Origin of the sequence: Nonomuraea sp. B19D2 (genome assembly GCF_040137845.1) — a bacterium.
Classification (GTDB): Bacteria; Actinomycetota; Actinomycetes; order Streptosporangiales; family Streptosporangiaceae; genus Nonomuraea.
Genome location: NZ_JBEFAK010000055.1, coordinates 31,381 through 53,580, shown reverse-complemented (window position 1 = coordinate 53,580; position 22,200 = coordinate 31,381). Strand labels below are relative to the sequence as shown.

The 22,200-nt window shown below is 68.0% G+C and carries 34 protein-coding genes; 7 read left to right on the top strand and 27 right to left on the bottom strand.

What is annotated here, in order from left to right; genetic code table 11:
* The first annotated feature begins 59 nt into the window (after positions 1 to 59).
* The 3 genes from ABN273_RS51090 to ABN273_RS51080 all read left to right on the top strand — a co-directional run bounded on the left by ABN273_RS51090 (position 60) and on the right by ABN273_RS51080 (position 1,783).
* Positions 60 to 371 (top strand): hypothetical protein, encoded by a 312-nt coding sequence (locus ABN273_RS51090; RefSeq protein ID WP_349456954.1) that lies wholly within the window; start codon positions 60 to 62, stop codon positions 369 to 371.
* An 87-nt stretch (positions 372 to 458) separates the two neighbouring features.
* Positions 459 to 1,385, top strand: a complete 927-nt coding sequence (locus ABN273_RS51085; protein WP_349456953.1) for a hypothetical protein — start codon at positions 459 to 461, stop codon at positions 1,383 to 1,385.
* Positions 1,386 to 1,423: 38 nt separating this feature from the next.
* On the top strand, positions 1,424 to 1,783 hold the full coding sequence (locus ABN273_RS51080) for a hypothetical protein (RefSeq protein WP_349456952.1): 360 nt from the start codon (positions 1,424 to 1,426) through the stop codon (positions 1,781 to 1,783).
* Between the two features lie 16 nt (positions 1,784 to 1,799).
* Here the strand turns inward: ABN273_RS51080 and ABN273_RS51075 are convergent, their stop codons facing one another.
* Together ABN273_RS51075 and ABN273_RS51070 are read right to left on the bottom strand one after the other, a co-directional pair.
* The gene (locus tag ABN273_RS51075; RefSeq protein WP_349456951.1) at positions 1,800 to 2,099 is read right to left on the bottom strand and encodes a hypothetical protein; all 300 of its coding nucleotides are present in this window, start codon (positions 2,097 to 2,099) and stop codon (positions 1,800 to 1,802) included.
* 5 nt (positions 2,100 to 2,104) lie between these two features.
* The gene (locus tag ABN273_RS51070) at positions 2,105 to 2,833 is read right to left on the bottom strand and encodes a hypothetical protein (RefSeq protein ID WP_349456950.1); all 729 of its coding nucleotides are present in this window, start codon (positions 2,831 to 2,833) and stop codon (positions 2,105 to 2,107) included.
* Positions 2,834 to 3,066: 233 nt separating this feature from the next.
* On the opposite strand from ABN273_RS51070, the gene kilB reads away from it, so the two are divergent.
* Together kilB and ABN273_RS51060 are read left to right on the top strand one after the other, a co-directional pair.
* Complete coding sequence (gene kilB / locus ABN273_RS51065; RefSeq protein WP_349456949.1) at positions 3,067 to 3,537, top strand: plasmid transfer protein KilB; 471 nt, start codon at positions 3,067 to 3,069, stop codon at positions 3,535 to 3,537.
* Between the two features lie 90 nt (positions 3,538 to 3,627).
* Positions 3,628 to 3,912 carry an HK97 family phage prohead protease gene (locus tag ABN273_RS51060; RefSeq protein WP_349456948.1) on the top strand — a complete coding sequence of 95 codons (285 nt, stop codon included), beginning with the start codon at positions 3,628 to 3,630 and terminating at the stop codon, positions 3,910 to 3,912.
* Positions 3,913 to 4,172: 260 nt separating this feature from the next.
* On the opposite strand, the gene ABN273_RS51055 is transcribed toward ABN273_RS51060, so the two are convergent.
* From ABN273_RS51055 to ABN273_RS51020, 8 genes are all read right to left on the bottom strand, one after another.
* The gene (locus tag ABN273_RS51055) at positions 4,173 to 4,379 is read right to left on the bottom strand and encodes a hypothetical protein (RefSeq protein WP_349456947.1); all 207 of its coding nucleotides are present in this window, start codon (positions 4,377 to 4,379) and stop codon (positions 4,173 to 4,175) included.
* A complete protein-coding gene (locus ABN273_RS51050; RefSeq protein WP_349456946.1) occupies positions 4,376 to 4,792 on the bottom strand; it encodes a hypothetical protein in 417 nt (138 codons plus the stop codon). Before ABN273_RS51050 ends, ABN273_RS51055 begins: the two co-directional genes overlap by 4 nt.
* Positions 4,789 to 5,019 (bottom strand): hypothetical protein, encoded by a 231-nt coding sequence (locus ABN273_RS51045; protein WP_349456945.1) that lies wholly within the window; start codon positions 5,017 to 5,019, stop codon positions 4,789 to 4,791. Before ABN273_RS51045 ends, ABN273_RS51050 begins: the two co-directional genes overlap by 4 nt.
* Before the next feature lie 277 nt (positions 5,020 to 5,296).
* On the bottom strand, positions 5,297 to 5,974 hold the full coding sequence (locus tag ABN273_RS51040) for a hypothetical protein (protein ID WP_349456944.1): 678 nt from the start codon (positions 5,972 to 5,974) through the stop codon (positions 5,297 to 5,299).
* A 258-nt stretch (positions 5,975 to 6,232) separates the two neighbouring features.
* Entirely contained in the window at positions 6,233 to 6,748 is a 516-nt protein-coding gene (locus tag ABN273_RS51035; RefSeq protein WP_349456943.1) for a hypothetical protein, read from the bottom strand.
* Positions 6,749 to 6,806: 58 nt separating this feature from the next.
* The gene (locus ABN273_RS51030; RefSeq protein WP_349456941.1) at positions 6,807 to 7,058 is read right to left on the bottom strand and encodes a hypothetical protein; all 252 of its coding nucleotides are present in this window, start codon (positions 7,056 to 7,058) and stop codon (positions 6,807 to 6,809) included.
* Positions 7,058 to 7,681: a hypothetical protein gene (locus ABN273_RS51025; protein ID WP_349456940.1), complete on the bottom strand. Its 624-nt coding sequence runs from the start codon at positions 7,679 to 7,681 to the stop codon at positions 7,058 to 7,060. Before ABN273_RS51025 ends, ABN273_RS51030 begins: the two co-directional genes overlap by 1 nt.
* 67 nt (positions 7,682 to 7,748) lie before the next feature.
* Positions 7,749 to 8,474 carry a DUF2786 domain-containing protein gene (locus ABN273_RS51020; protein WP_349456939.1) on the bottom strand — a complete coding sequence of 242 codons (726 nt, stop codon included), beginning with the start codon at positions 8,472 to 8,474 and terminating at the stop codon, positions 7,749 to 7,751.
* Between the two features lie 382 nt (positions 8,475 to 8,856).
* Here ABN273_RS51020 and ABN273_RS51015 point away from each other — a divergent pair, with 382 nt between their 5' ends.
* Positions 8,857 to 9,348, top strand: a complete 492-nt coding sequence (locus ABN273_RS51015) for a hypothetical protein (protein WP_349456938.1) — start codon at positions 8,857 to 8,859, stop codon at positions 9,346 to 9,348.
* 47 nt (positions 9,349 to 9,395) lie between these two features.
* Here ABN273_RS51015 and ABN273_RS51010 read toward each other — a convergent pair whose 3' ends face one another.
* From ABN273_RS51010 to ABN273_RS50930, 17 genes are all read right to left on the bottom strand, one after another.
* Positions 9,396 to 9,833, bottom strand: coding sequence for a hypothetical protein (locus tag ABN273_RS51010; RefSeq protein WP_349456937.1), 438 nt, complete (start codon positions 9,831 to 9,833; stop codon positions 9,396 to 9,398).
* Positions 9,830 to 10,393 carry a DUF6349 family protein gene (locus ABN273_RS51005; protein ID WP_349456936.1) on the bottom strand — a complete coding sequence of 188 codons (564 nt, stop codon included), beginning with the start codon at positions 10,391 to 10,393 and terminating at the stop codon, positions 9,830 to 9,832. The genes ABN273_RS51010 and ABN273_RS51005 overlap by 4 nt, the downstream gene beginning before the upstream one ends.
* Positions 10,383 to 10,832, bottom strand: a complete 450-nt coding sequence (locus tag ABN273_RS51000; RefSeq protein ID WP_349456935.1) for a hypothetical protein — start codon at positions 10,830 to 10,832, stop codon at positions 10,383 to 10,385. The genes ABN273_RS51005 and ABN273_RS51000 overlap by 11 nt, the downstream gene beginning before the upstream one ends.
* Positions 10,826 to 11,305 (bottom strand): hypothetical protein, encoded by a 480-nt coding sequence (locus ABN273_RS50995; protein ID WP_349456934.1) that lies wholly within the window; start codon positions 11,303 to 11,305, stop codon positions 10,826 to 10,828. Before ABN273_RS50995 ends, ABN273_RS51000 begins: the two co-directional genes overlap by 7 nt.
* An 11-nt stretch (positions 11,306 to 11,316) precedes the next feature.
* Positions 11,317 to 12,069 (bottom strand): hypothetical protein, encoded by a 753-nt coding sequence (locus ABN273_RS50990; RefSeq protein WP_349456933.1) that lies wholly within the window; start codon positions 12,067 to 12,069, stop codon positions 11,317 to 11,319.
* Positions 12,069 to 12,536, bottom strand: a complete 468-nt coding sequence (locus tag ABN273_RS50985) for a DNA-directed RNA polymerase subunit alpha C-terminal domain-containing protein (protein ID WP_349456931.1) — start codon at positions 12,534 to 12,536, stop codon at positions 12,069 to 12,071. The genes ABN273_RS50990 and ABN273_RS50985 overlap by 1 nt, the downstream gene beginning before the upstream one ends.
* A gap of 34 nt (positions 12,537 to 12,570) precedes the next feature.
* Complete coding sequence (locus ABN273_RS50980; RefSeq protein ID WP_349456930.1) at positions 12,571 to 13,008, bottom strand: hypothetical protein; 438 nt, start codon at positions 13,006 to 13,008, stop codon at positions 12,571 to 12,573.
* Positions 13,009 to 13,055: 47 nt separating this feature from the next.
* Positions 13,056 to 14,153 carry an N-6 DNA methylase gene (locus ABN273_RS50975; RefSeq protein ID WP_349456929.1) on the bottom strand — a complete coding sequence of 366 codons (1,098 nt, stop codon included), beginning with the start codon at positions 14,151 to 14,153 and terminating at the stop codon, positions 13,056 to 13,058.
* A 74-nt stretch (positions 14,154 to 14,227) separates the two neighbouring features.
* On the bottom strand, positions 14,228 to 14,500 hold the full coding sequence (locus ABN273_RS50970; RefSeq protein WP_349456928.1) for a hypothetical protein: 273 nt from the start codon (positions 14,498 to 14,500) through the stop codon (positions 14,228 to 14,230).
* A complete protein-coding gene (locus tag ABN273_RS50965) occupies positions 14,497 to 15,171 on the bottom strand; it encodes a hypothetical protein (RefSeq protein WP_349456927.1) in 675 nt (224 codons plus the stop codon). The genes ABN273_RS50970 and ABN273_RS50965 overlap by 4 nt, the downstream gene beginning before the upstream one ends.
* Positions 15,168 to 15,407, bottom strand: coding sequence for a hypothetical protein (locus tag ABN273_RS50960; protein WP_349456926.1), 240 nt, complete (start codon positions 15,405 to 15,407; stop codon positions 15,168 to 15,170). Before ABN273_RS50960 ends, ABN273_RS50965 begins: the two co-directional genes overlap by 4 nt.
* Entirely contained in the window at positions 15,404 to 16,072 is a 669-nt protein-coding gene (locus tag ABN273_RS50955) for a hypothetical protein (protein WP_349456925.1), read from the bottom strand. The genes ABN273_RS50960 and ABN273_RS50955 overlap by 4 nt, the downstream gene beginning before the upstream one ends.
* 95 nt (positions 16,073 to 16,167) lie before the next feature.
* The gene (locus tag ABN273_RS50950) at positions 16,168 to 16,776 is read right to left on the bottom strand and encodes a vWA domain-containing protein (RefSeq protein WP_349456924.1); all 609 of its coding nucleotides are present in this window, start codon (positions 16,774 to 16,776) and stop codon (positions 16,168 to 16,170) included.
* A gap of 64 nt (positions 16,777 to 16,840) precedes the next feature.
* Positions 16,841 to 17,113 carry a hypothetical protein gene (locus ABN273_RS50945; RefSeq protein ID WP_349456923.1) on the bottom strand — a complete coding sequence of 91 codons (273 nt, stop codon included), beginning with the start codon at positions 17,111 to 17,113 and terminating at the stop codon, positions 16,841 to 16,843.
* A gap of 190 nt (positions 17,114 to 17,303) precedes the next feature.
* Entirely contained in the window at positions 17,304 to 18,734 is a 1,431-nt protein-coding gene (locus ABN273_RS50940; RefSeq protein ID WP_349456922.1) for a UvrD-helicase domain-containing protein, read from the bottom strand.
* A 116-nt stretch (positions 18,735 to 18,850) separates the two neighbouring features.
* Complete coding sequence (locus ABN273_RS50935; RefSeq protein ID WP_349456921.1) at positions 18,851 to 19,126, bottom strand: hypothetical protein; 276 nt, start codon at positions 19,124 to 19,126, stop codon at positions 18,851 to 18,853.
* 417 nt (positions 19,127 to 19,543) lie between these two features.
* On the bottom strand, positions 19,544 to 20,611 hold the full coding sequence (locus ABN273_RS50930; RefSeq protein WP_349456920.1) for a pentapeptide repeat-containing protein: 1,068 nt from the start codon (positions 20,609 to 20,611) through the stop codon (positions 19,544 to 19,546).
* Positions 20,612 to 20,980: 369 nt separating this feature from the next.
* Between ABN273_RS50930 and ABN273_RS50925 the strand changes: the two genes are divergently transcribed.
* Positions 20,981 to 22,180: a pentapeptide repeat-containing protein gene (locus ABN273_RS50925; protein WP_349456919.1), complete on the top strand. Its 1,200-nt coding sequence runs from the start codon at positions 20,981 to 20,983 to the stop codon at positions 22,178 to 22,180.
* The last annotated feature ends 20 nt before the right edge of the window (positions 22,181 to 22,200 follow it).

Here is a 22,200-nt window from a genome sequence, read left to right as displayed (position 1 = left end):
AATGACCCCGCCGCCGTTTTGGAACGTTCAGCTAAGCCAAACCGTCTAGGAGCAAATTCATGCCTACGTTCACCCGTCTGCGTCTCCCCGCCGCCGCGCTCGCCCTGACGCTGCTCCTGTCCGGAGCCACGGCCGCCTACGCCGACACGCCGGCTGCCCCGGCCTCCAGCACCACCGCCAGCCCAGGCGTCACCAAGACCGAGACCGAGTCCACCCAGACGGTCACCAATCCCGACGGCAGCAAAGTGATCACCAAAACCAGCACCACCACCATCACCACCATCACCGTTATCCCAGCGCCAGACACCACGCCCACCCCCGAGACCACCGACCCGGCGGCGGAGCCTAACAGCAGCACAGGCGGCATGTAGCAAACCGAAACCCCAACCAACCCAGCAGAGGCGGTTCACCAGCAGACCTCCTGAACCTGCCCGACCTTCCCGAGGACTCTTGTGCCATTGACCGAGGACGACAGCGATGAGCTGCGTCTGTACAAGTACCTGATCGACCACGGACCCACCCGAGCGGAGAACCTGCTCGACGTCGTGCAAGGCCCAGAACACACCCTGGAGTGGTTACGCGGCCAAGGGTTCGTAATCGGCGATCCGCCCCGCGCTCGGCGCCCACGTCACGCCCTCACCCCGGCCGTCTCCGAGGCGGCCCACACCCTGGATCGGCTCAAGCAGCTCATACAGGACCTGGAGCAGCGCTACGAGGACAGCCCGCACTACCAGAGCGCGGGTGAACCCCTGTCCAAGCTCACCAGCAGAGAAGAGGTCACCACCGTCTTCGACCTGCTGCAGAAGACCGCCAGGCGGGACTGGATGCAGCTCATCACGTCGCCGTTCCTCCCCATGGCCGGGGCTCACCCGCCCGAGCGGAGCACTGACCCCGCCATCGGCCATAACTGCCGCCGGCGGGTGGTGTACGAGCGAGAGGCCATGTCCAACCCGAAGGTCATGGAAGGACTGCGCGCCACGCTGCGCTGGGGAGGGGCACAGATCCGGTTCACCGACCGGCTACCGACGAAGCTACTCATCGTGGACGGCGTGGTAGCGCTAACACCAGCGGAGGAGCGGGGCAGCCTGCCCATGCTGATGATCGAGTCGGCCCCGCTCCTCGCCGGTCAGATCGCCCGCTTCGAGGAGGAGTGGGAGAAGGCAATCCCGTACAACGTCGACATCTCCAGCGCGCCCGCAGACCTGGACCTGCAGGACCGCAAGATCCTGCAGCAGGTCGTCGCCGGCGAGACCGACAGGGTGATTGCCCGCGTGTGCGAGTCCTCACCCCGGACCGTGGGCCGCCGCATCGCGCGGATGCGCCAGCTGGCCGGTGTGTCCACCCGAGGACAGCTGATCCACTACGCAACAAAGCATTGGCTGTAGCCATAACTCAACGTCACCACCGCACTGGGGGATTTCTTATGCTGCGCACCGATCGCGCCTTAGTAATATCCGTGACCGTCGCCGTGTTCGGCTGGATCGCGGCGGGGGCTGCCACCAGCTGGGTCGCCCTCAACCCGAACGTGCTCTATCCCGCGGTCTATCTGCTGTGGCTGCACAGCTTCGCGATCGTGGCGACCATCAACGCCGTGGTGCTGGTCGCGCTGCGGACCCTCCAGCGCATGGTAGGCGAAACCAAGCAGGCGTACGCGCTCGGGGTAGAGCACGGCATCGACATTCGGGACTCGATCGCGATCCCCGGCCATGAATCCCTCGGCGATTTCGCGCCGTCGAGCCCTGAAGCGCAGAAAGCTCCGGCGGCGGCCGGAGCTTCCCAATAACAGTTCGACGGGAAATCTACTCGTCCTGCCTCGTGAGGTCTGACACGACCTTCAGGATGGTGTAGAGAGAGAACCCCTCCCCCTGGGGATCGGCCTCTTTGGTGATTTCCACCATGCGGCGGCGCGTCACCAGGGACTTCTTGTCGCTGGCGGGCACGCCTTCGGGCGGGCCCGCCGCGGCCGCGAGGGCTTCGTTGAACTTCCTGGTCGGCTCCTCGATGGCCGCATAGTAGGCGCGGGCCGCCTCCAGGAGGGCCTGCTCTGCAGCGGCCCTCTGCTCCTTCGGGGGGAGCCGCCCGGGGTTCGGGTTCTTCATGAACATCATTCTGCCATGCCTCGTTTCGTTTTCGCACCAACCTTCCGAGATTGGCGGCGCCGCCCCACCAGCTCGGCCACGTGCTCCTCGTACTCCTCCCAGGTCCACAAGCTGCCGCACCCGCCCACGTCCTCACGCGCGTCGCATTCGATGTACCGCTCCCCCGCCACCCGGATCAGCGCCCGCAGGCCGCACGACGGGCACGGCCCGATGAGTTCCTGCACGTGGACAGCCCACGGCGCGAGCCCATGTGCCCACCGGCGCAACGCCCCCACCTCGCCGATCATGTCGTCGATCCACGGTTGGCCGGTCGCCCAGTCCAGGTGCCGCAGCAGCCACGCCGACAGCTCGTCGACGTCGGCCCGCTGCGGGGAGATCAGGCCCCGGTGCTCGGCGATCAGCCACGCCCAGTTCTTCAACGTCGACGGGATCGACGGCGGCCCGATCTGGTCGTCATCGTCGCCGTGGATCGGCGTCGCCCCCTCATGCAGCATCGACAGCACATCGAGCCGCGGCGGCGTGCCGGCTTCCTGCGATCCGGACACCTTGTCCCCGCCGCCCTGGCCCGGCGTCTTGTACTGCTCCAGCCACCGCATGAGCAGCGGGGCGATGTCCAGGTCGCGGCGCAGCCTCGTCGTGCAGGTCGCGCAGATGAGACGCCCGTTCGCTGCCTGGCGGGGTTCACCCCATCCGCAGCGAGGGCCGATGCACAGCGGGTTCGTGGTCTCGGGCAACGCAGTCCTTCCAAAGTCCAAGAGGGGCAGCGAGCCGTACAGCTATTGCTAGCAATACGGCTCGCATCATCGGACTACGGTACGTCCTCCCTGGCAGCTGCCCCACGGACGCCGGGGCGGTGACGAAGGCGACCGCGTTCACCTACGCCTGATTCGGCGTTCAGGCGCAGCGGGCTCCGGCCTGTTGCGCCTGAACGGTTTCCCCGCTGTGGAGTCCATGCTCGACTGGCTGTATGCAGAGCGTACTCACCTCTCTGATCGCAGTAATGGGGACTCTCCTCGGGTCATCGCTGACCTACATCTTCCAGAGTCGGGCCAGCCGCCGTGCGGAGCGATTCGCTCGCGATGAGCGGCTACGGCAGGAACGCATGACGGTCTACAGCACCTACGCCGGCGCGGTGTTCGACTTACGGCGCAAGAACGCTGACCAGTGGGCAGCCCGCGCTGAGGGGACGTCCGATTCGCTCGCCTACAAGGAAGCGCGGGCCGCCAAGACCACGAGTCGTGTTGCGGCCTACGAAGGTCTAGCGAAGGTCATGTTGGTAACGGATGATGAGCAGGTCATCGGCCTGGCGCGCACAGCGCTTGAGCTCACCAGGGGCCTGTACAAGGTCGAATCCGCAGAAGAACTCGACTTGCGCCAGAAGGGCATTAGGCAAGCGGTGCAGACGTTCGTTGAGGCGGCTGCCGTTCACGTTAAGTAGTCGCACCAGAACGCTTTGCTCTCGGCGGGCGACGTTAACACCAGCTTCGGGCACTTTGCCCCGGTTCGTGCGCCGGGAGGGGGCCCCAAGGTGAGCGTGCAGCTCGAACACAAGTCGGCGGCGGTTTCGCCGATCGCCGCCGCAGCAGACGATCCCGTGGGGACGATCCGCTGCTTGGTCGCGATCACGGGGATTGAGGACAACGTCGGCGACATCACCATGCCCGGCGCGTTCTCCCGCACGATCGCCCTGCGGAAGCCGAAGGGCATCCACTCGCACGACACCAAGGCGTGGGTGTCCCGCGCGGAGGAGTACGAGGAGTGGCTTCCCGGCGATCCGCGCCTGCCGGAGGAGGCGAAGGACGGCAAACCGTGACCTGCGGGGGCGGGCGCGGTGTTCGTGCCTGCTCGACGTGATGACCGTGGGCGGCTCGGGCTCGGGCTCGGGCTTCTGCTTCTCGACGATACGCAGGCCCGATCGGTTCACCGCTTCGAGCAGCCGCTCGGCCAGGGCGAGCCGGTCGCGCTCGCTCATGGTCGCGGACAGGCCGGCCCTCGCCATCTCGTCGACCATCGCGTAGGCCGCCTCGAGTCTTGGGCTGAGCTTCGGCGGCTGGGGAGTAGTGGTGGCGGCCATCACACCGCCCCGTACTTGTCGTCGATGCGGTCCCAGACGGCGACGCCGAGCTCGACGAGGGACTCCGGCTGGTCGAAGAAGTCCAGAGCCCAGTTCAGCGGGTTCGACTCGTCCCAGGCCGTGGCGGCGCAGGCCGCGGCAGCGAGCTTGACCAGCTCGCGCACCTGGTCGTCGGTGAGACCCAGATGGGTCAGGTCGACGCTCACAGAGAGTTCCTTTCAGCGGTGGTGAGGGGGAACCGGCGGGCGAACCTCCGGATGATGTCGAGGGCGACGCGCCGGTCCTCGGCCTCGTCATAGTCCTCGATGAAGGTGTAGGTCTTCCGGCCCTTGTCGGCCTCGAAATCGTAGTCGTGGTAATCGACGTCGAACAGGTCCGGCCGGTAGGGCATGTGGTCCTGCCAGTCGTCGCCATAGTGGGCGGCGTCCTTCCGCGCCTGCTCCTGGACCTCGCGGACCTCGACCCACGCCCGGGTCAGGGCGATCGGGTTCTCGAACTCGCCGTTGATCGTGGTGGCCTGAACGTAGGCCCGCTCGGCGGCACCCGACCTGGCGCACAGCAGGCCGGCCACCTCGGCAATCTCATCGCGAGTGATGCACCCGCGCGGGCGGTTGCTCATCGGCTCACGACCGCCTGCAGACGCTGCTCCAGCTCGCGGATCGTCCCCTGAAGGTCGCCGATCTGGCACGCCAACTCGCGAAGGCGCCCCTCCAGGGCCCCGTCGCGGTTCTCCGACGCCCACCGGTTGGAGTCCACGGTGCGGGACAGCATGTCCACCTCATGCCGCGCGTCGTCGGCGGCCCGCTGCGCATCGCGGGCGGCCGAGCAGTCGTCTCCGTAGCTCATGCCTGTAGTCCTTCCTGGGGTTGTACGAAGCGGGCGTTGTCCGGGTACCGGTGCCTCCACTCGGCCGGCACGGTTCCCTGGTGCCAGAGGTTGCGCGTCGTAGCCGTCCGGCCGTCGAAGAACGCGATGTCGAAACGGCGTCCGCCGAAGCCGCGGAACCCGCCAGTGTTGCCGCCGATCACCTAGTGCCCGCCATCGACCACGACCCTCGCGGCCGGGTCGACGGCCCATTCCAGGTAGCCGCCAGGCCCCCAGTAGACGAAGGTGTTCGCGGGCGTCACCTGCGGACTCCCTGCGTGATGGCGTCGTGCACAACTCGCACGCAGCGGGCGTCGCCGAGCGCGGTGTGCCGGTCGGCCTCCTTCTGGAGGACGCCGACGATCTCCCAGGCCAGCACGTCCGTGGCGCCGTCGACCCAGTCGTGCACGTACGGGGCGACGTCGGGCGCGAACGCCTCGTCCACCTTGCCGTCGTAGGCGGACAGACGGCCGCAGACGTAGCCGGTCAGCATGGCCCGGACGTCCTCCATCCGGTGCGATGCCGTGAACGCCTGCCCATGAGCGTGCAGGAACTTGCGCAGGAAGTCCCGATCATGGCGGGGGTTGTTCGCCACGATCGTCGCGCCGTCGAGGAGCCGGGCGAGGCTGAGAGCAATCTCGCCCGCCGTCACGTTCTTCATGACCCGGCCCCCAGGGGCATCGGCGAACTCCGACCCGCACACCAGTTGCACGCCGAAGCCGACCTGCAGGGCGCAGACCTGGCTCCTGGCGTAGTACTTGCCGATCTGCAATGCCTTGGGGTCGGCGTAGGTGAGATCAGGCTTCACCTGCCACCAGAACTCCTGGTCTCCGGCGTCGGGAAAGTAGGTGTCGCGGAAGATCGCAGCGGCCTCCCAGAGGGAGCCGAATTCGGGGTCGAGGCTGGTCGTCTCCGTGTCCAGATATACGTACTTCACGGGTTTCCCTTCTATGGGGTCACAGCTCGGCGAACAGGTCGAGCTGTTTCGGCTTGGCGTTCTCCTCGGGCTGGCGGGCGAGGTCGCGCGGGTGGGGTTCAGGTTTCTGGCCGACGTCGCGGCAGTAGCTCACGCAGGTCCGCCTATGGATGTCCTGGCAGGGCTGGGAGTAGATGCAGATGGGGTGCTGACAGAGGCTGTGTTCGTAAACGTGCTGCCTGGTCCAGGGGATGTTCTTCTGGCCGCACTCGACGCACTTCACCAGTCACGCTTGTTGTCGAGCCACGCCCTGACGAACGGGTTGAGCCGGGCGGCCACGATCTCGTCGACCGGCCGCAGGTCAAGGCTGTTCTGGCCCTGCTCCTTCGCGGCGACCCAGAGCTGAAGGATCTGCGTGAGCGTCGCCGTCAGCTCAGCCGTGAGGCTCCCCGGTGGGTAGTCCGCCTCGATCGCCTCCAGCAGTTGGGAGTAGTCGCGCAGGTCCATCAGCGTGCGGTACTCGGCGGCGCCGGCCTTGAGGCGGAATTTCTGCCAGCGGCCTTGCCGGGTCCACAGGATGACGCTCGTGCGGTCGGTGATGTAGTCGGTGCCCTGGATGACGAAGCCGCGGTTCCACCGACTGACGTAGGGGGTGATGTATTTGCGGGGGATGTGGTGTTCCCGGCACAGCGCGGCCAGGTCGTACCGGAAGCCGCGGACGACGTTGCTGGTGTCGCCGTCGACGTAGTCCATCGGCACGGTGCGGTGTGGCGGGGTCAGGGTTGCATGGCGCATTGGGTTCTCCGAGGCGGTGGGGCGGGCGGCCCGGCGCGTGGTCGGGCCACCCTGGGGGTCAGTCGGGCCGCCGGGTGTCGCGCACGGGTGGCGCCGCCGAGCTGGTGCTGATCGGCTTACGGTCGGCGTTGCGGTGGTCGCTCCGGTGGATGCGGGCCAGCTCCTCCGCGCCGGCCTTGACCGAGTTGAGCTGGCTGGCCCACGGGCCGCCGTCGACGCCGAGCGTGCAGCCGACGGTGTAGCAGACGGCCTGGTGACGGGGCTTGCCGTCGACCTCGACCGGCTCTATCTTCACGACGATCCGCGCCATCAGAGGCCCGCATTTCCGCTTGCATCAGTGGTCTGGACCTCGGTCCAGTCCTCCCAGTGGGTGCCGTCCATGCTGATCCATTCAGGGTTGACGACACGCATGCCGTTGCAGGCGATCCCGACGAACCAGCCGATGTTCTGGTGCCGGGTGTCGTCCTCGGCGGGCTGGACTCCGCAGACCGGACATGTGATGGTCAGCCACCTCTGGATCGACTTGGGGCACTCCTCGATACCGACCGCCAGGTTCGCGAGGTAGCCGGCGTCATCGGCGAAGAACGAGTGCTCGTCGAGCACAACCCGGTCGCTGGAGCCGTACTCGTGCTTCTCCATCTCTTCCAGCCACAAGTCTTCGTGGTCGGTGAGGTAGGAGGACAGCTCCTGCGGAGTCACTCCGGCATGGACCTCGAGCTCTATCTCCGCGTCGTAGGTGACCAGCTCCTCGAACCGGATGCGGATCCTGCGCGTTTCGCGAGGAAGGGCCTCCTCGACTTGGTACGGCGGGGTCGGCATGTAGCAGCGGCGGTCCGTGTCGGTGGTGTGCTGCCACACGTCGGGGCGGCCGTCTGCGGCCAGGTTGCGGATGGGACCGCCGCAGTCGGTGCAGGTCGATTCCGTGTTCTCCACGGTTATCTCCTTCGGGGCTGGGTTGGAACGGGTGGCGGGCGCTGGGTGGCGCCCGCCGCTGGCGGGGTTAGGAGCTGATGCCGCGCTGGCCGGTGGAGTCGAGGCGACGGCCGCCGCCGATGTCAGCGCGGTCGCCCGCCTCGCGTCCAGCGAGGAAGGCGTGCGCGTCTCCGATCTTCGGGCCCTTGCGGGAGCGCGTGTTCGGGGCCTGCCGATTGAAGTAGCTGTCCACGGCGGCCTGCCTGTCGCGGAGGACGAGCGCGGTGGAGGTACCCATACTGCTGGTGGGGGCTTCGGCGGTGGCGGCCTTGTTCGCCTCGCGCAGCTTCTCGCCGACGCGGGAGGCGAAGCCGAGCATGAAGCTTTTGCGGGCGGCGGCTACCCGCCTGGCAGCGGTGACGTTCTTGACTTCCTTCGTCATCTGCAGGGCCAGGGAGACGTAGAGCATCTGCACGGCGTCGATGTCGCTCTGGTAGCCGGACACCATGAGGTAGGTGGCGTCGGCGACCTTCCACGACAGGACGCGGCACGTCTTGGCGTTGGTGACGGCAGCGAGGAGCTGGATACGTTCGGGCTGGTGGGGCCCGTCGACGACGAGGGCCCAGCTGGTGAGTTCGTCGGTGATCTGTCCGGCGGCGGCGAGGTGCGCGCGTTCGACGCCGTACTTGGCCATGAGGTTGTAGGCGCGCTCGCGATAGGTCTCGGCTTCTTCCGGGCCGGTGTTGGGGTGTTCCGCGACGGCGAGGGCCTTGCGGATACGGTCGAGCGTCTTCTCCGAGGCGGTGGGGGTCACGGCCTGCCTTCCTGGGTTGGTTGGTGCATGCGTTTTTGCTTGCGTGAGTTGGGTTGGCTCACGCTCGCTTTCGTTTGGATCTTGCGCCATTCTTGCACGTTCGTTTCGTTTTCGCAACGACCCTTAGAGCGTGCTGAAACGCTCCCTGAGCGGCAGCGACGCGCGGAACGATCAGTGGCCCGCAAACCATGATCCACAACGTTCACGCTGGCTCTGAGCGTCGCGTGCGCACGCTCTCAGTGTCACGCCACGGGCGTTCCCTGGTGGCGCTCGCCGCCCCCTTGGCCGCCGAGACGCAAGCAACGTCACTTGCAGAAAGAACCGAAGCACGGAAAGGTAGTGAACGACAGCACGCCCGCCCGCCAAGGAGATGCCGCCGCCCATGGCCCGCTCAACCCAAGCAGCCGCCGCCCGCAAGGCACTGGTCAAGCAAGCGGAACAGCAAGCGGCATCTCGCATGCGCACCAAAAAGCGCAAGGACAAACCCACGCTCGCCGTGCGCATCAGCTACCACACCAACGAACGCCTCAGCCACGCCAACGAGGAAACCGGCCTCGGCATCTCCGGCATCGTCGAAGCCGCGCTCGTCGACTACCTCGACTTCCTCGGCATCCCCGCTGACGCCAAACCTCCCCTTAGCCCGGACGGTACCCGCCCCAAGCGGGAACGCAGTATCAAGAGGCGCACCCGCCGGTCCAAGGAAGAGGTCGACGACGTGCCCATCGGTCCGCGGATCACCCACCAAACGGACGACCGGCTTACCGTCGCCTGCCTGAGCACTGGCACTGGCCCCCAGGACATGGTCGAGACCGCCCTCAGGGCATGGCTGCTCAAGCATGGCATCCCGCTCTACCGGCACACCCCCGGCACCTGACAACCGCAAATACCGCCCCGCCCCGCGGGTCCGCGCCGGGGCTCGCGTCACAGCACACCCCCAAACAGGTCGAGCTGGTCGCCGCCGACCGGCGCCATCTCGGCCTCCCGCTTCTTCGCCGCGAGCGTGCCCACCTTGTACGACCTGTTCGTCCCCGGGTCCACCTCGTAATGCCACTGACAGATATCCGCGAGGCGGCCACGGTACAGCCCTTGATACCAGCCGCCTCGCAGCCAGTTTCCCGCCGCCACCTCCCGGCCGCGCTCGATGCTGTCAGCCTGAGAGTCCGAGATCAGGAGCCGCCGCCCGCACTCGCCGTACTCGCAGTCGACGACGACCAGCGCGTCCAGCGGCGGCGCGTCCGGGTGGAGCGCGGCCGCCAGTTCCCGAGCGTGCGCCACGGTGCGCACGTCATACCGGTAGGAGGTCACGCCCTCGGCGTACGGCGACACCCCGCGCTCGTACAGCCAGATCCATGCAGTCACTCGGCACCCCCGGAGGGGAATTCCAGATCAAGGGTCTCTTGGGGTGAATTGTTCCGCTGCTTCTTCGCCTGGTAGTACGTGGCGGCCAGGTCGTAGCCGCCGCCCGGCGCTTTGCCGGGCTGGTGGCGGGAGAACCGGGAGTCGGTGCGGACGGTGACGATCGGGCCGCCGGCCTCCAGCCAGCCGGGCGGGTACGCCCGCTTGATCTCGGTCAACCATCTCTCGTAATTCGACTTCGGCAGCTTCACCGCGGGCAGGTTCCGCCACCTGGGCCACGCGTGATCGTGCGCGTCCTCGACGGCGTCGCCGTACCGAGGTCGCGTCTCGCCCTCCCAGTCGCAGCCGAGGCACGCGCCCCGGTACAGCTGGTGCCAGGACGGTTCGTCGACCACGCGGGCCAGGAGGGTCGGCCGGTGCTCGGGCGCGGTGGAGACGAAGGCGCCTTGGTCGCGCGCGCCCGGCTGCCCGAAGTAGATGCCCCACATGCCGCGCTGCTGCCCGGCCGGGGTCTGCTGCTTGGCGGCCTCGCGCGAGGCCGCGCCGCGCGGCTCACTGTCCATCGGGCTGCCCCTGCTCGGCGAGCGACCACAGGGTCACCTTCACGGCACTGCCATAGTCGCCATCCTTGCGAGTGCAGATCTCATGCCGCACGAGGCCGTCGCGTTCGAGGCTCCGCAGCGAGTTGTTGACGCGGCCGCGCAACGTGTCCGGGATCTTGAGGGCTCTAGCGAGAGAGCACGAGGTGATCCGTAGATGCGGGTACTTGCGCAGGTGGGCCAGCACGAGCGGCTTGACCTCCGGGTACACGATCCCTCGCCGGTCGACGTTGCCCTGCAGCTCCCGTAGGTAACGCTGGATGGTGCGCGTATGGACGCCGGTACGGCTCGCGATCTCAGCTGGGTTGGTGACGCCGAGGTCCAGTAGTTCCGCAGTTTGTTCCTTCCGCGCGGCTCGCCGGTGGCGGCTGGCGGCTGCGGCCGTGGCGGCGGGGCTCACCATGGCCGCCCCCTCTCCAAGTCGTCGTCGGCGCGTACGCGGGGCTCGTCGGCCGCTGCCATGACGGCTTCGACCGCGCCCTCGTCGGGCTGCAGCGTGGCTGCGGGCGGCTCCCAGTCGGGCTTGGAGGCGACCATGGCCAGGTACAGCCAGTCAGGTAGGTGCGCCCACGACTCCGGGGCGGCTCCGTGACGCCGTTCGGTCACGGTCATCAGGCCGACCTCGCCGTTCGCCTTCCTGTTGGGTCCGTTCAGCTCGTATAGGTTGAGCGTCCAGCCGCCCTCGGGCGTCCACACCCACCGGTAGATGGCGTTGCGGGGGAAGAAGTCGCGCTGACCCGGCCGGACGATGGGCTCGGCGGCGGCGAACTCGTCTTCGACAGTCACCGTCACCTTCTGCCGGGTGACCGTCGTCCAGCCTCGCGCGGCCGCGGCCGTGTCGGTGGCCGGCGGCGGGTCGAACAGGGTGTTGTCCATGGTGGTCCCCTTCACAGCAGGGTGAGTTGATCGGGCTTGGGGCGCGGCGTGGGTCGCCGCTTCTGAGGTGCGGGCTTACGCCATGACGCGGGGTCGTATCCGCCGTCCCACGGGTCGAGGTCGTCCGCAGGTGGGTCGAACAGGCTGGGCGGGTCGTCGTCGCGGAGTGCGTCGTGCCAGCGGAGGATGGTCGGCAGCGCCTGGTCGGGACCTGCGCGTTGCAGGTAGGTGCCGTCGACGGAGCGGGCCCAGTCGACGGAGCGGTAGCGCGTCAGGGAGTTGACCCGGCCGACGTGAGTCCAGATGCCAAGCGAGTTCGCGACCCTGCCGAGGTTCTCCGCAGCGGGTGACAGCTTCCACTCCGTCGACCCGCCGATGAACAGGCAGTCGAAGTCGTCCCAATCCCACAGGGGACAGACCTCCATGTAGTCCCGCGCGACGAGAGCGGCAGGGAACCCCATGAGGCGGATCTCCGTCAGCATCCGCCGTGACCGCGCCACGGTGGCGAACGCGTTGCCCACCACATCGGGCGCGGTCACGAACAGGCACCTGTCGGCGTCGTCCATGAACCGCTCCAGGAACCGGAGGTAGTCCACGTCGGAGGGGTACTTGCCGCTGAACACCGCGTTGTCCACGCCGAACAGCCCCTTCGCGGGCAGCTGGTTGCCGCTGGCCGGGTTGAGGATCGCGCCCAGCCGGCCAGCAGCGATCTCTGCCCGGATTGACCGGGTCGACGGCGGGGCAAGGTAGAGCGGCGGTGCCATCAGGAGTTCTCGGCCGCCCTGCTCAGCACGGCCCGAAGCTCGCGGAGCCTTGCCGGGCCGAACTGCCTGATCCCGTTCAGGGCGTCGTCGCTGTAGGGGGCCAGGTCGCCGAGGGTGAAGATGCCTTCCCGCCCCAGCAGGTTCCGGAGCGCGAAGGACATCGGCAGGTGGCCGAGTTCGGTGTCCAGCGGCAGCCCCGTCCGCCGCACCAGGTCGGCCGTCGTCGCGAGCTGGTCGGCGAGCTGGTCAACGATCTGGTCGCGCCAACTGCGGACCTGCGCGCCGTACTCGGCCGCCTGCTGGTGTTGAGGGCACATGCCGGGGTCGGCCTTGTCGCAGTCCAGGCAGTCGCCCAGCCACGGGCGTTCCTCGGCCTGATCGGCGTAGTCGCCGAGCCGGTCGCAGAGGTGGTCCCAGACGTCGCTGGTCAGGGTGACGGTCAGCATCCGGTTCGGGTCGTCAGCCATGAGAGGGTCCTTCGAGGTCGTCGGGGGTTGGTGGTCACGAGGTCGTGTCGCCTCGGCAGATGCGGCACCACCGGTCGCGGGGCGACAGGGAGCTGCAGCTGTAGCGGTGGGTTCCGTGGCTGCTCAGCAGATGGCTTTGGAAGGCGTTGATCGCGCCGCCCTGGTGCAGGGCGGTGACCCACGGGTAGGCGAGCGAGTCGGGGTCGTGCGGAAGGAGGCAGCTGATGGAGGCGTTGCCGAAGCCGCCCCACCGCTTCCCGGTACCGACCTTCACCCCTGCGACGGAGACCTCTACGGACTCGCTGCCGATGGAGACGTCGATGCCGTCGATGGGCCGGTAGTCGCTGACCATGTGCCCCACGCATGGGTCCGGGCGCCCACGGGGCCAACCCACCTGGGCGTTGATTGCGTCGAGCGCTGCGACGATCGCCTCGGGGACGGGGTCGATGCAGGGCCCACTGTTCCAGGTCATAGGAAGCTCCTTCGAAGATAGCGCTAGCTGTTCCGCTTGCATGAAGGTCAAGCGGCCGAGGTCACCTTGTTGAGCAGGTCTTGGGCCTGCTGCACGGCGGCTGCGAACGCGGCGACATCCATGAGCTGCTGGTGGTGTTCCAACACGGCCTTGCGGTGCTCGAACGCCACCCGTTCGATGTCGCCCACGGCGAGGGTGTCGCCGACGTGGATAAGCACGTTCGGACCGAGGTCCCACACGACCGAGTTGACGGCTGCGCACGCCGCGGCGGTCGAGTTCAGCTCGCCCATCACCCAGTAGAAGTCACGAGGGTTGAAGTCGAGCTCGCGCAGCCTGAGAGCAGCGGCGCGGACCATGCCGCCAGTGCCGGCGGCGGGCTCGCAGATCCGCATTCCCGGCTTGATACTGCCGGGCTGCAGCAGCATCGAGGCCATCGCGTCGGAGACCGACGCTGGGGTGTGGAACTCGCCGAGCGCGTCGCGGCTGCCCTTGGACCGCAGTTCCGTCAGCAGGGGGCTCAGCACGTCGGCCTGGGATCGCCACATCGGGTCTGGGTCACCGGTGATGGTTAGCAGGCCAGCCTTGATGGCGGCCTGCGCCACTGCGTGCGCGGCCTTGACGACCTCCTTGTATGGGTCCTTCTCTTGATTGAGCCACCAGCGGAGCGGCGCCGCCACCTCCATCAGGTACGGCTGGGCGATCCAGGCGACGGCCCAGATCTCCCGCAGCGCGCCGAGAAGTTCGTCCGGATCGAGGGCGAGCAACTGCTGTTCCAACGACGGCCCCTCCGGGTCGCGTTGCCGCACGAGGGTGAGCGCAGCGACGACACCGAGCGGAATGTCGAGGTCGCTGCCGCCATAGTGGCTGTGCCACGCCTGCGCGACGCGCTCGGCCAGCCGCTCCGGGGCGACAGGAGGAGTTCTTCTCAGGCGTGGCCTGCTAGTCGGCGCTGCCGTCGGCGCGGGCGCGTGTTCAGGTTCGGGCTGGGACGTGGCTGCGGCAGCCGCAGCGAGGCCAGACAGGTTGATGGTCTTGTCGGTTGCCGGCGGGGGCAGGGTGGGGATCGAGGGCTCGCCGATCTCCATCGCGAAGAGGTCGAGCTGGAACTGTTCCTTGGACGTGGGGCGTACGCGCCGCTTGGCCATCAGGATCTCCGTGGGTTGGTTGGGCGGGGGCGGCGGTGGGTGGCCGCCGCCCCACGGGCGGGTGAGCGGCCGGGCTAAGACCGCTGGAAGGTCCAGCCAGGCGGCAGAGACACCGGCCGGTCACAGTCGGAGCACTTGAAGCCCTCGTGGCCGGCGGTGCGCTCGTCCAGAGCAGTGGATGCGCTGATCACGTGGTCGTGGGCGATGTAGACGGGGTTCTCGTCGCCGTCCGTGGTCGTCTCCACGATCGAGTCGCCCCCGCAGCTGCTGTAGGGGCAGGCCAGGGACATGCGGAGGAACACGGTCGGCGCAGCGTCGCACGTGAGCCCGAGCGTGGCCTCACTCATCGCAGGCTTCCCCCGATCGGGTCGTCCGCGGTGCGGCACAGGTCCTTGTGCAGGCACGAGAGCTGGTAGTGATCCGCCTTGCCCTCGATGGCGGCGGCGCGGGCGTTCAGCCGCAGGAGGGACTCGGGATCGTCCTTGCCGACGATGCCGATCTCCACGTCTTCCGGCAGCGGGGTGCCAGGCCGGGCGACCTGCAGAATCCACGCCTGCGCCGTGACGTTGTGCTCGCACACCGGGAGGCCGCTGACGGCCTTGACACCTATGGGGGCCGGGAGGAACGGCACCTGCAACCAGGCGTCGTCCCACGGCAGGCCCATCTCGTGGGCGACGTCGCCGACCGCGCCCTCGTACGTCGCGGCCAGCTTGTCGAGGCTGGAGCCGTAGCTGTCGACGTACGCCTTGACGCGCCGCACGATGGCCTGCGGCGTGACCTCGACCAGGAGGACAGCATCGTCCGCACGCCAGCCCTCGGCCATCTGCTCCAGCTTCCCGGCCGCGTAGTAGCGGCCGTAGCCGAGCTCGCCCACCCAGGTGAGGTCACCGGCGACGGGCCGCGGGGCGTTGACGACGGCCAGGCCCTGCGTGCGGATGAGGTGGTCGTGCTCGCCCCAGCCGGGCATCCCGGCCAGGACGTACCGCTTCTCCAGAGTGATGTCCGTGGTGGTGCTCATGGCTGCTGCGGTCCCTTCGGGCAGTTGTGCAGGAGGTGGGTGTTCATGAGGGCGTCGAGCGCCTTGGTAACGCTCTCGCCGTAGCCGGGTTGGTCGCCGCTTACTCGCTCGCTGCACAGGGGGCAGTTCACGGCGATCGTGAAGGTGTCCCGGTTGTGGAAGTAGCCGTGACGGCGGGACTGCTTCGCGATCTGGGCTCGGCCGGTCTTCGTGGCCGGGTTCGGCGGGCGGGTCACTCGTCGGCCTCGTCGTCCAGGTCCTCCGCTCCGTCGGCCGCCGCCTCGAGGAAGTCGAGGTCGAAACCGCCCTCGTCGCGGAGGATCTCGTCGAGCAGTTCGGCGACTTCCTCCCGCGTCGGGACCGGGCCGACCACCGGCACGTACACCGCGCACGAGCCAGGGCAGGTCCCGCCCGGCTCGGTGCCGCAGTGCTCGCACGGCTTCTTCGCCGGGACGGTGTCGCGGACGTCGAACACCCGCTCGGCGGTCCAGCCGGACCACTTGCCTTCGACGGTCTCCTCGGTCTCCCCGGTGTCCGGGTTCTCGCTTTCGACGATCTTGTTGCCCTTGCGGCGCGCCAGGACGCACATCGGCTGCGCCTCGGACCGGACCGCCCGCCCCTCCCGCGCCCAGAAGAACGCCGAGTTGACACGGATGGCGTCGGGGCGCTGAGCCATCATGCCGAGGGCGTTGCCGAGGGTGCGGTGGCCCATGACGCGGCTCGCGTAGATCCGGAAGGGGTCGAGCAGGTCGGGCCTCTGGGCCAGGAGCGCCGCCGCGCTTTCCCGGGCCGCGATGGCGGCCTGCTTGTCGGCTTGCTTCCGCGCGGCGTACTCGGCGCGCTGCTCAGGGGTGAAGTTGGCGCGGGGGCGCCGCCTGGTCCTACGGGTGGTGCTTCCCATGGGCTGGTTGGCCTTCCTCGATAGCGGTTGTGCTTGCGTGATGGCCGCTGGCCCTGGGTGGGGCCAGCGGCCAATATGGATCGGCCCCGTCAGAGCTAGTGGCGGGTGGCGTCGCGGTCGTCCTGGGTGAACCCGCCGCCGCCGCGCGACACCAGCCGCCCGGCGCGGGTCATGGTCTCGCTGGTGCGGTGGGAGGAGTACGACAGCGTCGTGTCGGCACCTATGCCGACGTCCCGGGCCGCAGCGAATGCGTCCTGGTCCGCGCCGAGGAAGATGAACGTCCAGCCCTTGTTCTGCAGGCCCTCGATCAGGTGGCGGATCTGGCGGCGGGAGCGCCACTCCTTGGAGTCGTTCTCCTCGCCGTCCGTGAGGATGACGACGGAGACGCTGCCGGGCACGTCGCCCTCGGGCATGGCGTCGAACTGGGTGACCATGCTGGTGAGGGTCTTGCCGATGGCGTCGAGCAGACGAGTCATGCCACGCGGGTGCAGTTCGTAGTCGGGAACGTCGGCCAGGGGGCGGAACTCGTACACCGCCTCGTAGTCGCTGCCGAAGTGGTAGAGCGACACGAACGTCTCGCCCGGGTTGGCGGCCTGCTCGGCGAGGAACGCCCGCAGACCCCCTTCGGTGTCGGCCTTGACGCCCTGCATGCTGCCGGAGCGGTCCAGGATGATCGTGATGTGGCGGCGGTCCGCGTTGGACATGTCGGTCCCTTTCGGGTTGGAGGGTTGGCCGCGGCCGGCGGACGCCGGTCGGCCAGGGGCATGGTCAGGAGGTGGCTGCGGGCGCGGAGTTGGTGCCGTCGTAGTCGGCCGCCCAGTCGCGCATCCGGTCGAGGAACTGCTCCCACGTCTTCGTCGCACCGTCGCGCGACTCGATTCCGAGGCTCGCCTTGCGCCCGCCCTCGGCGAGCTTGACGATCTGCCACGCCCAGCCGTGCGGCGTGGCCCAGCAGTGGAACATGGTGATCCCGTCGTTGCACGGGATGTACTCGACCTTCATGTGGTCGTCCATGAGGTGGAACAGCTGGAAGGCGGACACCGCGGCCTCGGTGGCGGCGGCGGGGGCGTTCGGCCTCGAACCGGCCGAAGCCGGGGATCTCGGCCTCGTACCGGCCTTTGCCGTACGTCCTCATGCGCACGATGTCGGCGAGTTTCGCCACGGGGTCTCCTTGTCGAGAGGGGATGGCGCGCGTGACGCATGCGGAAGTGCTTGCGTCAGGCGCGGAGGTTTACACGTACTCGTGAATCCATGCCAGGCCGGTGTTGTCGAGCTCGTACTGTGCGCGGGTCACGGTGACGTAGGCGAGCATGGCGTCCGGGCGGGAGATGCGGCCGGGCTTGCCGTCAGAGGTGGGCTTCGGCTCGGGGAAGTCGTCTACCAGAACACGGTGCCATTCGCGGCCCTTGGCCTTGTGTGCGGTGGACACCTCTACGTCGGCGTAGTCGGGATGGGCGAGCTTCGACACGGTGTCGAGCACGACGTCGGGGCCATGCGCGTCGATCAGGTTGACGAGCGGCCGCAGGTCGGCCCCCTCGTCTTCCTCGACGTAGTCCTGCAGCTCTCCCCACGTCTTGAAGGCGAATAGCTCGGGGTGGGAGCAGCCGCGCCCGCCCTTGAGCTGGATCGCCGCCTCGGCCAGCTTGCGGATCTGGTCGCCGCCGCCGACGAGGGACACGCGGCGGCCGGCCTGCAGCTGTCCCATGACCTGGGCCATGGCCGCGCCGTTGGTGCGGCAGAGGATGGCGTCCGGCTCGGCTACTTCGGTGATGCGAGAGCTGATCTGGTCGAAGCCGCGCAGCCGCAGTGGGGCGTCCAGGAGTTCGAGCCACACGTTTGCCTCCTCGGCAACCGCCTCGCCGAAACGGAACGACTGGCTCAGAGTCTTGCGGACGCCGTTGAACCCGGCCATGGCGTTGTCTGCGCCGCGCCATCCGTAGATGGACTGGGAGTCGTCGCCGACGAGCACGAGCTGGGAGTGCCGCTGCTGCTCGACCACCTTCGCGACGGGCGGGTTGCTGTCCTGCGCCTCGTCCAACAGCACGTAGTCGTAGCGGAGCTGCGGCTCGGACAGGCACCACATCTTGAGGTAGCAGTCGTGCGAGAAGGGCAGCTGCCCGCGGGGGTCGCAGATGTCGTCCCACGCCTTCTGCGCGAGGTGCGGGATCTCGGCGGCGAGCGTCGCCCTCGTCTCGGGGTCGGTGAAGCCGGGAATGGCTGGGACCGGCTGGGCGAGGATGTTGGTTCGGGCGCTGCGGGTGAACGCGGTGACGGTGGCCATGACGATCCGGGCGACGTGGACCGGGGGGATGATCGCGTTCGGCGTGTAGATCGGGCTGTTGATCTTCAGCAGGCGGGCCACGTCCTCGGACTTCACGCGCGCCCCCTTCAGCCGGTGGGCGTACTTGCGACCGACGGCACCGAACGCCAGGCCGTGCGAGGTCTTGCAGGTGACGGAGTCGGGGAACGACTTCTGCGCCTCGACCTGGATGGCCTTGTTGTACGCGATGTACAGGCCCTTGCGCTTCGGGACGGCGCGCGCCGCCATCTTGAGCAGGGTGGTCTTGCCGCAGCCAGCCCCGGCCAGGACGACCATGTTTTTGTCGCCGGGGATGAAGGTTTCGATCGCGTCGGTCTGCTCAAGGGTGGGCTTCGGTGCCATGGCCGGTTCTCCTTAGGGCTATGCCGTGTCGCAAGCCTTAGCGCTTGCGACAACGGCCGGGTTGGGTTGGTTGTAGCAGGCCGGCGGTGGGTGGGCGCCGGGGCCGCAGGGGTGGGTCAGCCGGTCTGGCAGGCGTACATTGCCTGGCGCAGCGTGGTGCCGTGGGTCATGGCGTGGTGGATCGCTTCGAGAGTCATGCCGCGCGGCCAGTCGATCTCTTGCAGCAGGGAGGCGAGGCTTTCGATGAGCTGGTCGGCGACGCGGTCGTACTGGTCAGGCGAGATGCGCCGGTCCTGAGCCGTGCCGAGGTGGCGGAGGACGTTGAGCATGGTCTCGGCGATCTGGGCGGTGGTGGGGAGTTCGGCCGCCGCCTGGGGTGTGGTGATGGTCATGCTTGCCTTTCCGCTTGCGTGAGTGGTGCCGGGACGGTGTCGGTGAGGGGCGGTGTGCCGCCGCTTCTTTTCCGCCGCGTTTCCGCAGGTCAAGTTGTGTTTTGCTGAGATCATCTTGGCACAAGTTCGTTTCGTTTGCAAAACGACCCTTTGACGTTGGGAAACGCGCGTCTCAGAGCATCCTGAGCGCTTCGAGGAGCGTCGCGACCCGTCGTGTGGGAAACGCGCTCGGAAGCGCTCACACGCGACTCTGGCCATGCGTAGACGCAAGCAAGAGCGCTTCCGCCAATGGAGGGCGTGAGCTCACGGCTCATCGCTCCGATTCGTGCGATGAGAGGACGTGGTTCGCCGACCGGAGATCCGAGTACGACGCAGCGTCGCTGGCATGCCGATCAGGCCCTTGGCGCCCAGATGCAATCAGAATGTCGTGGTCTGATCAATCCGGGCCACTTTTCGTATTTCGTCCTCTGTGATTCCCCGTACGCCCGTCAGGTCGGCGCCCCTCAGGTCGGCGCCCGTCAGGTCGGCGCCCGTCAGGTCGGCGCCCGTCAGGATCGCGCCGCGCAGGACCGCGCTGGTCAGGTCCGCGTCGGTCAGGACCGCGCGAGTCAGGACCGCGCGAGTCAGGTCCGCTAAGGCCAGGTCCGCGTCGGTCAGGTCTGCGTCGGTCAGGATTGCGTCCCGCACTTTTGCGTTAACCGCGTTTGCGTTTCGCAGTTTCGCGCTGCGCAGGTCCGCGTACAACAGTTGCGCGCTGCGCAGGTCCGCGCCGTCCAGGTTCGCTCGGAACAGGCCGGCGAGAGGGGTACGGATTCGGAGGAAGCTGGGAGCATGCGTATCTCGGGCAACGTCTCGGCGGCCAATGACGGTCAAGGCTGCTTGCACGTCAGCGGTGAGCGCCAGAGGCCGACCATCGTCGTCGATGTTGGACTTCGGGTCGTACTCGCGAACGAACGCGGCAAGCACGTCGTAAACGGCCTGGTGGTCGCGCGGGGAGTCTTGCGCGAGCCGTTCCAGGGCGTACAGCCCGCCCAGACGAACTGCTCTCTTGCTGGAGCCGAGTTGTTCCGCAGCCTTGGTGTACCGGTCGGTGATCTGCCCCTGCTCGGCGGTCCGCTGGGCCTGCAGGGAGGCGTCGAGGGACTGCGCTGTGTACCACAGGCCCTGTGCGGTGAAGACAACACCGCCGATGACGACCAGCCCCGTGGCGGCCTGAATCAGAGTGTGGCGGGCGGAATTGACGGCCTCCACGCGTTCTGTGGCGGTCATCTCGCCGCGTTCGGCCTGGGTGAGCGGGTGTTGTTCACCTGCCAGGCGGCGGGCAGCCGGCCCGATGAGAACGGCGATGCCGAGGACGGCGGCGCCGGCAAGGGCGATACCGGCCAGGGTCCAGCGTCCCCAGCCTGGGATGTTCTCGTTGGTCGCCGCGACAGCGGCCCCGGTAATCCCCACCAGCAGGGGGATGAGCCACAGTAATCGGCGCATCCACCGGCGCGCCCACTGCCCTGGGCGGGGATCGGCAGGCGGAGGAGCAGGTTCTGCGGTTCTAGCCATTCGACGTGCCCTCGTTGCGGTCGCCGCCGTAAGGACCTGCCGGGCTGGTAGTCGCGCCTGTCTGGCTCTCATGTCCCTATTGGATCTCTTCCTAAGTGCGGGCGGTGCCGCGGTTCCTCAACCGTTACGGCAGGGCATGGCTGTTTGTTCGTTAACCGCCGGCGTTTCGCACGTCGGCTATCACGCTCCCACCGCCCCGAGCCACCGCCTGACACCGCGGTTCCTCCCCCGGACCCGCTCACAAGAGTGAATTGAGCCGATCACAACCGCTCAGCAAGGCCCTGCTTCTAGGCTCAGCGCATGACGGACAAGCGTCGACGCCTGCCCTCCCAGCGCACGCTCCTGCTCGTGGCTGCGGTGTTGCTCCTCGCCGGTCTCGTCTGGGTGCTGGGGCCCGGTGCCCGATGGGTTGTCGACCTCGATGTGGACGTCACCAAACTGCCGGCGAAGGACCTCGCGGCCGCGGCCGACGCCGTACGTGGGAGGGCACTCGCGATTGCCACCGGCCTGGTTGCGCTGGCCGCTGTCTACTACACAGCCCGCAATGCTGAGACGGCGCGCCGTGCCGTCGAGTTGACCCAGCAAACCTCAACACGCACTTTGGAACTGACCGAGCAAGGCCAGGTGACTGACCGATACACCAAAGCCATTCAGCAGCTCGGCGACTCCGATAACCTGCACATCCGCATCGGTGGCATCTACGCACTTGAGCGCATCGCCCGTGACTCCGCACGCGACCATGGCACCGTTCAGGAGGTCCTTACCGCCTTCGTACGCGAGTACGAACCCGAGCTCGGCCAGCCAGCTGCTCAAGTGGCAGAAGATGGGACGACGCAGGTTGCGCACATCGGCAAGGTACCAGCTGACGTTCAGGCCGCTCTTGCCGTAATCGGCCGGGCAGACATGCTGGGCGTCGACCTGACCGGCGCGAACCTGGCCGGCGCGAACCTGGTCGGCGCGGACCTGAGCGGCGCGGACCTGAGCGGCGCGGACCTGAGCGGCGCGGACCTGACGAACGCGGACCTGATCGACGCGACCCTGAGCGGTGCAGATCTGAGCGGCGCGCGTCTGAGCGGCGCGGACCTGCGCGGCGCAGTCCTGACCGGCGCGGAGCTGGCCGACGCGACCCTGAGCGGCGCGACCTTGACCAACGTGGACCTGACTCGCGCGATCCTGACCCGCGCGATCCTGACCCGCGCGGACCTGACCGACGCGACCCTGAGCGGTGCGAACTTGACCGACGCGTACGTGACTCGCGCGGACTTGACCGACGCGGGCCTGAGTGGCGCGAGCCTGATCGGTGCGACCCTGACCAGCGCGAACCTGACCCGCGCGGACTTGACCGACGCGGACCTGACCCGCGCGAGCCTGATCGATGCGACCCTGACCGGCGCGAACCTGACCAGGGCGCAGTACGACTCCGCGGCAGCGAAGAGGTACGCAATCCCGCCTGCCCGCTTCCTTGACGATCCGCCCGAGGAGCAGGCCCAGCCGTCTTAGCGCTGCGGCTGGCCTGGGCG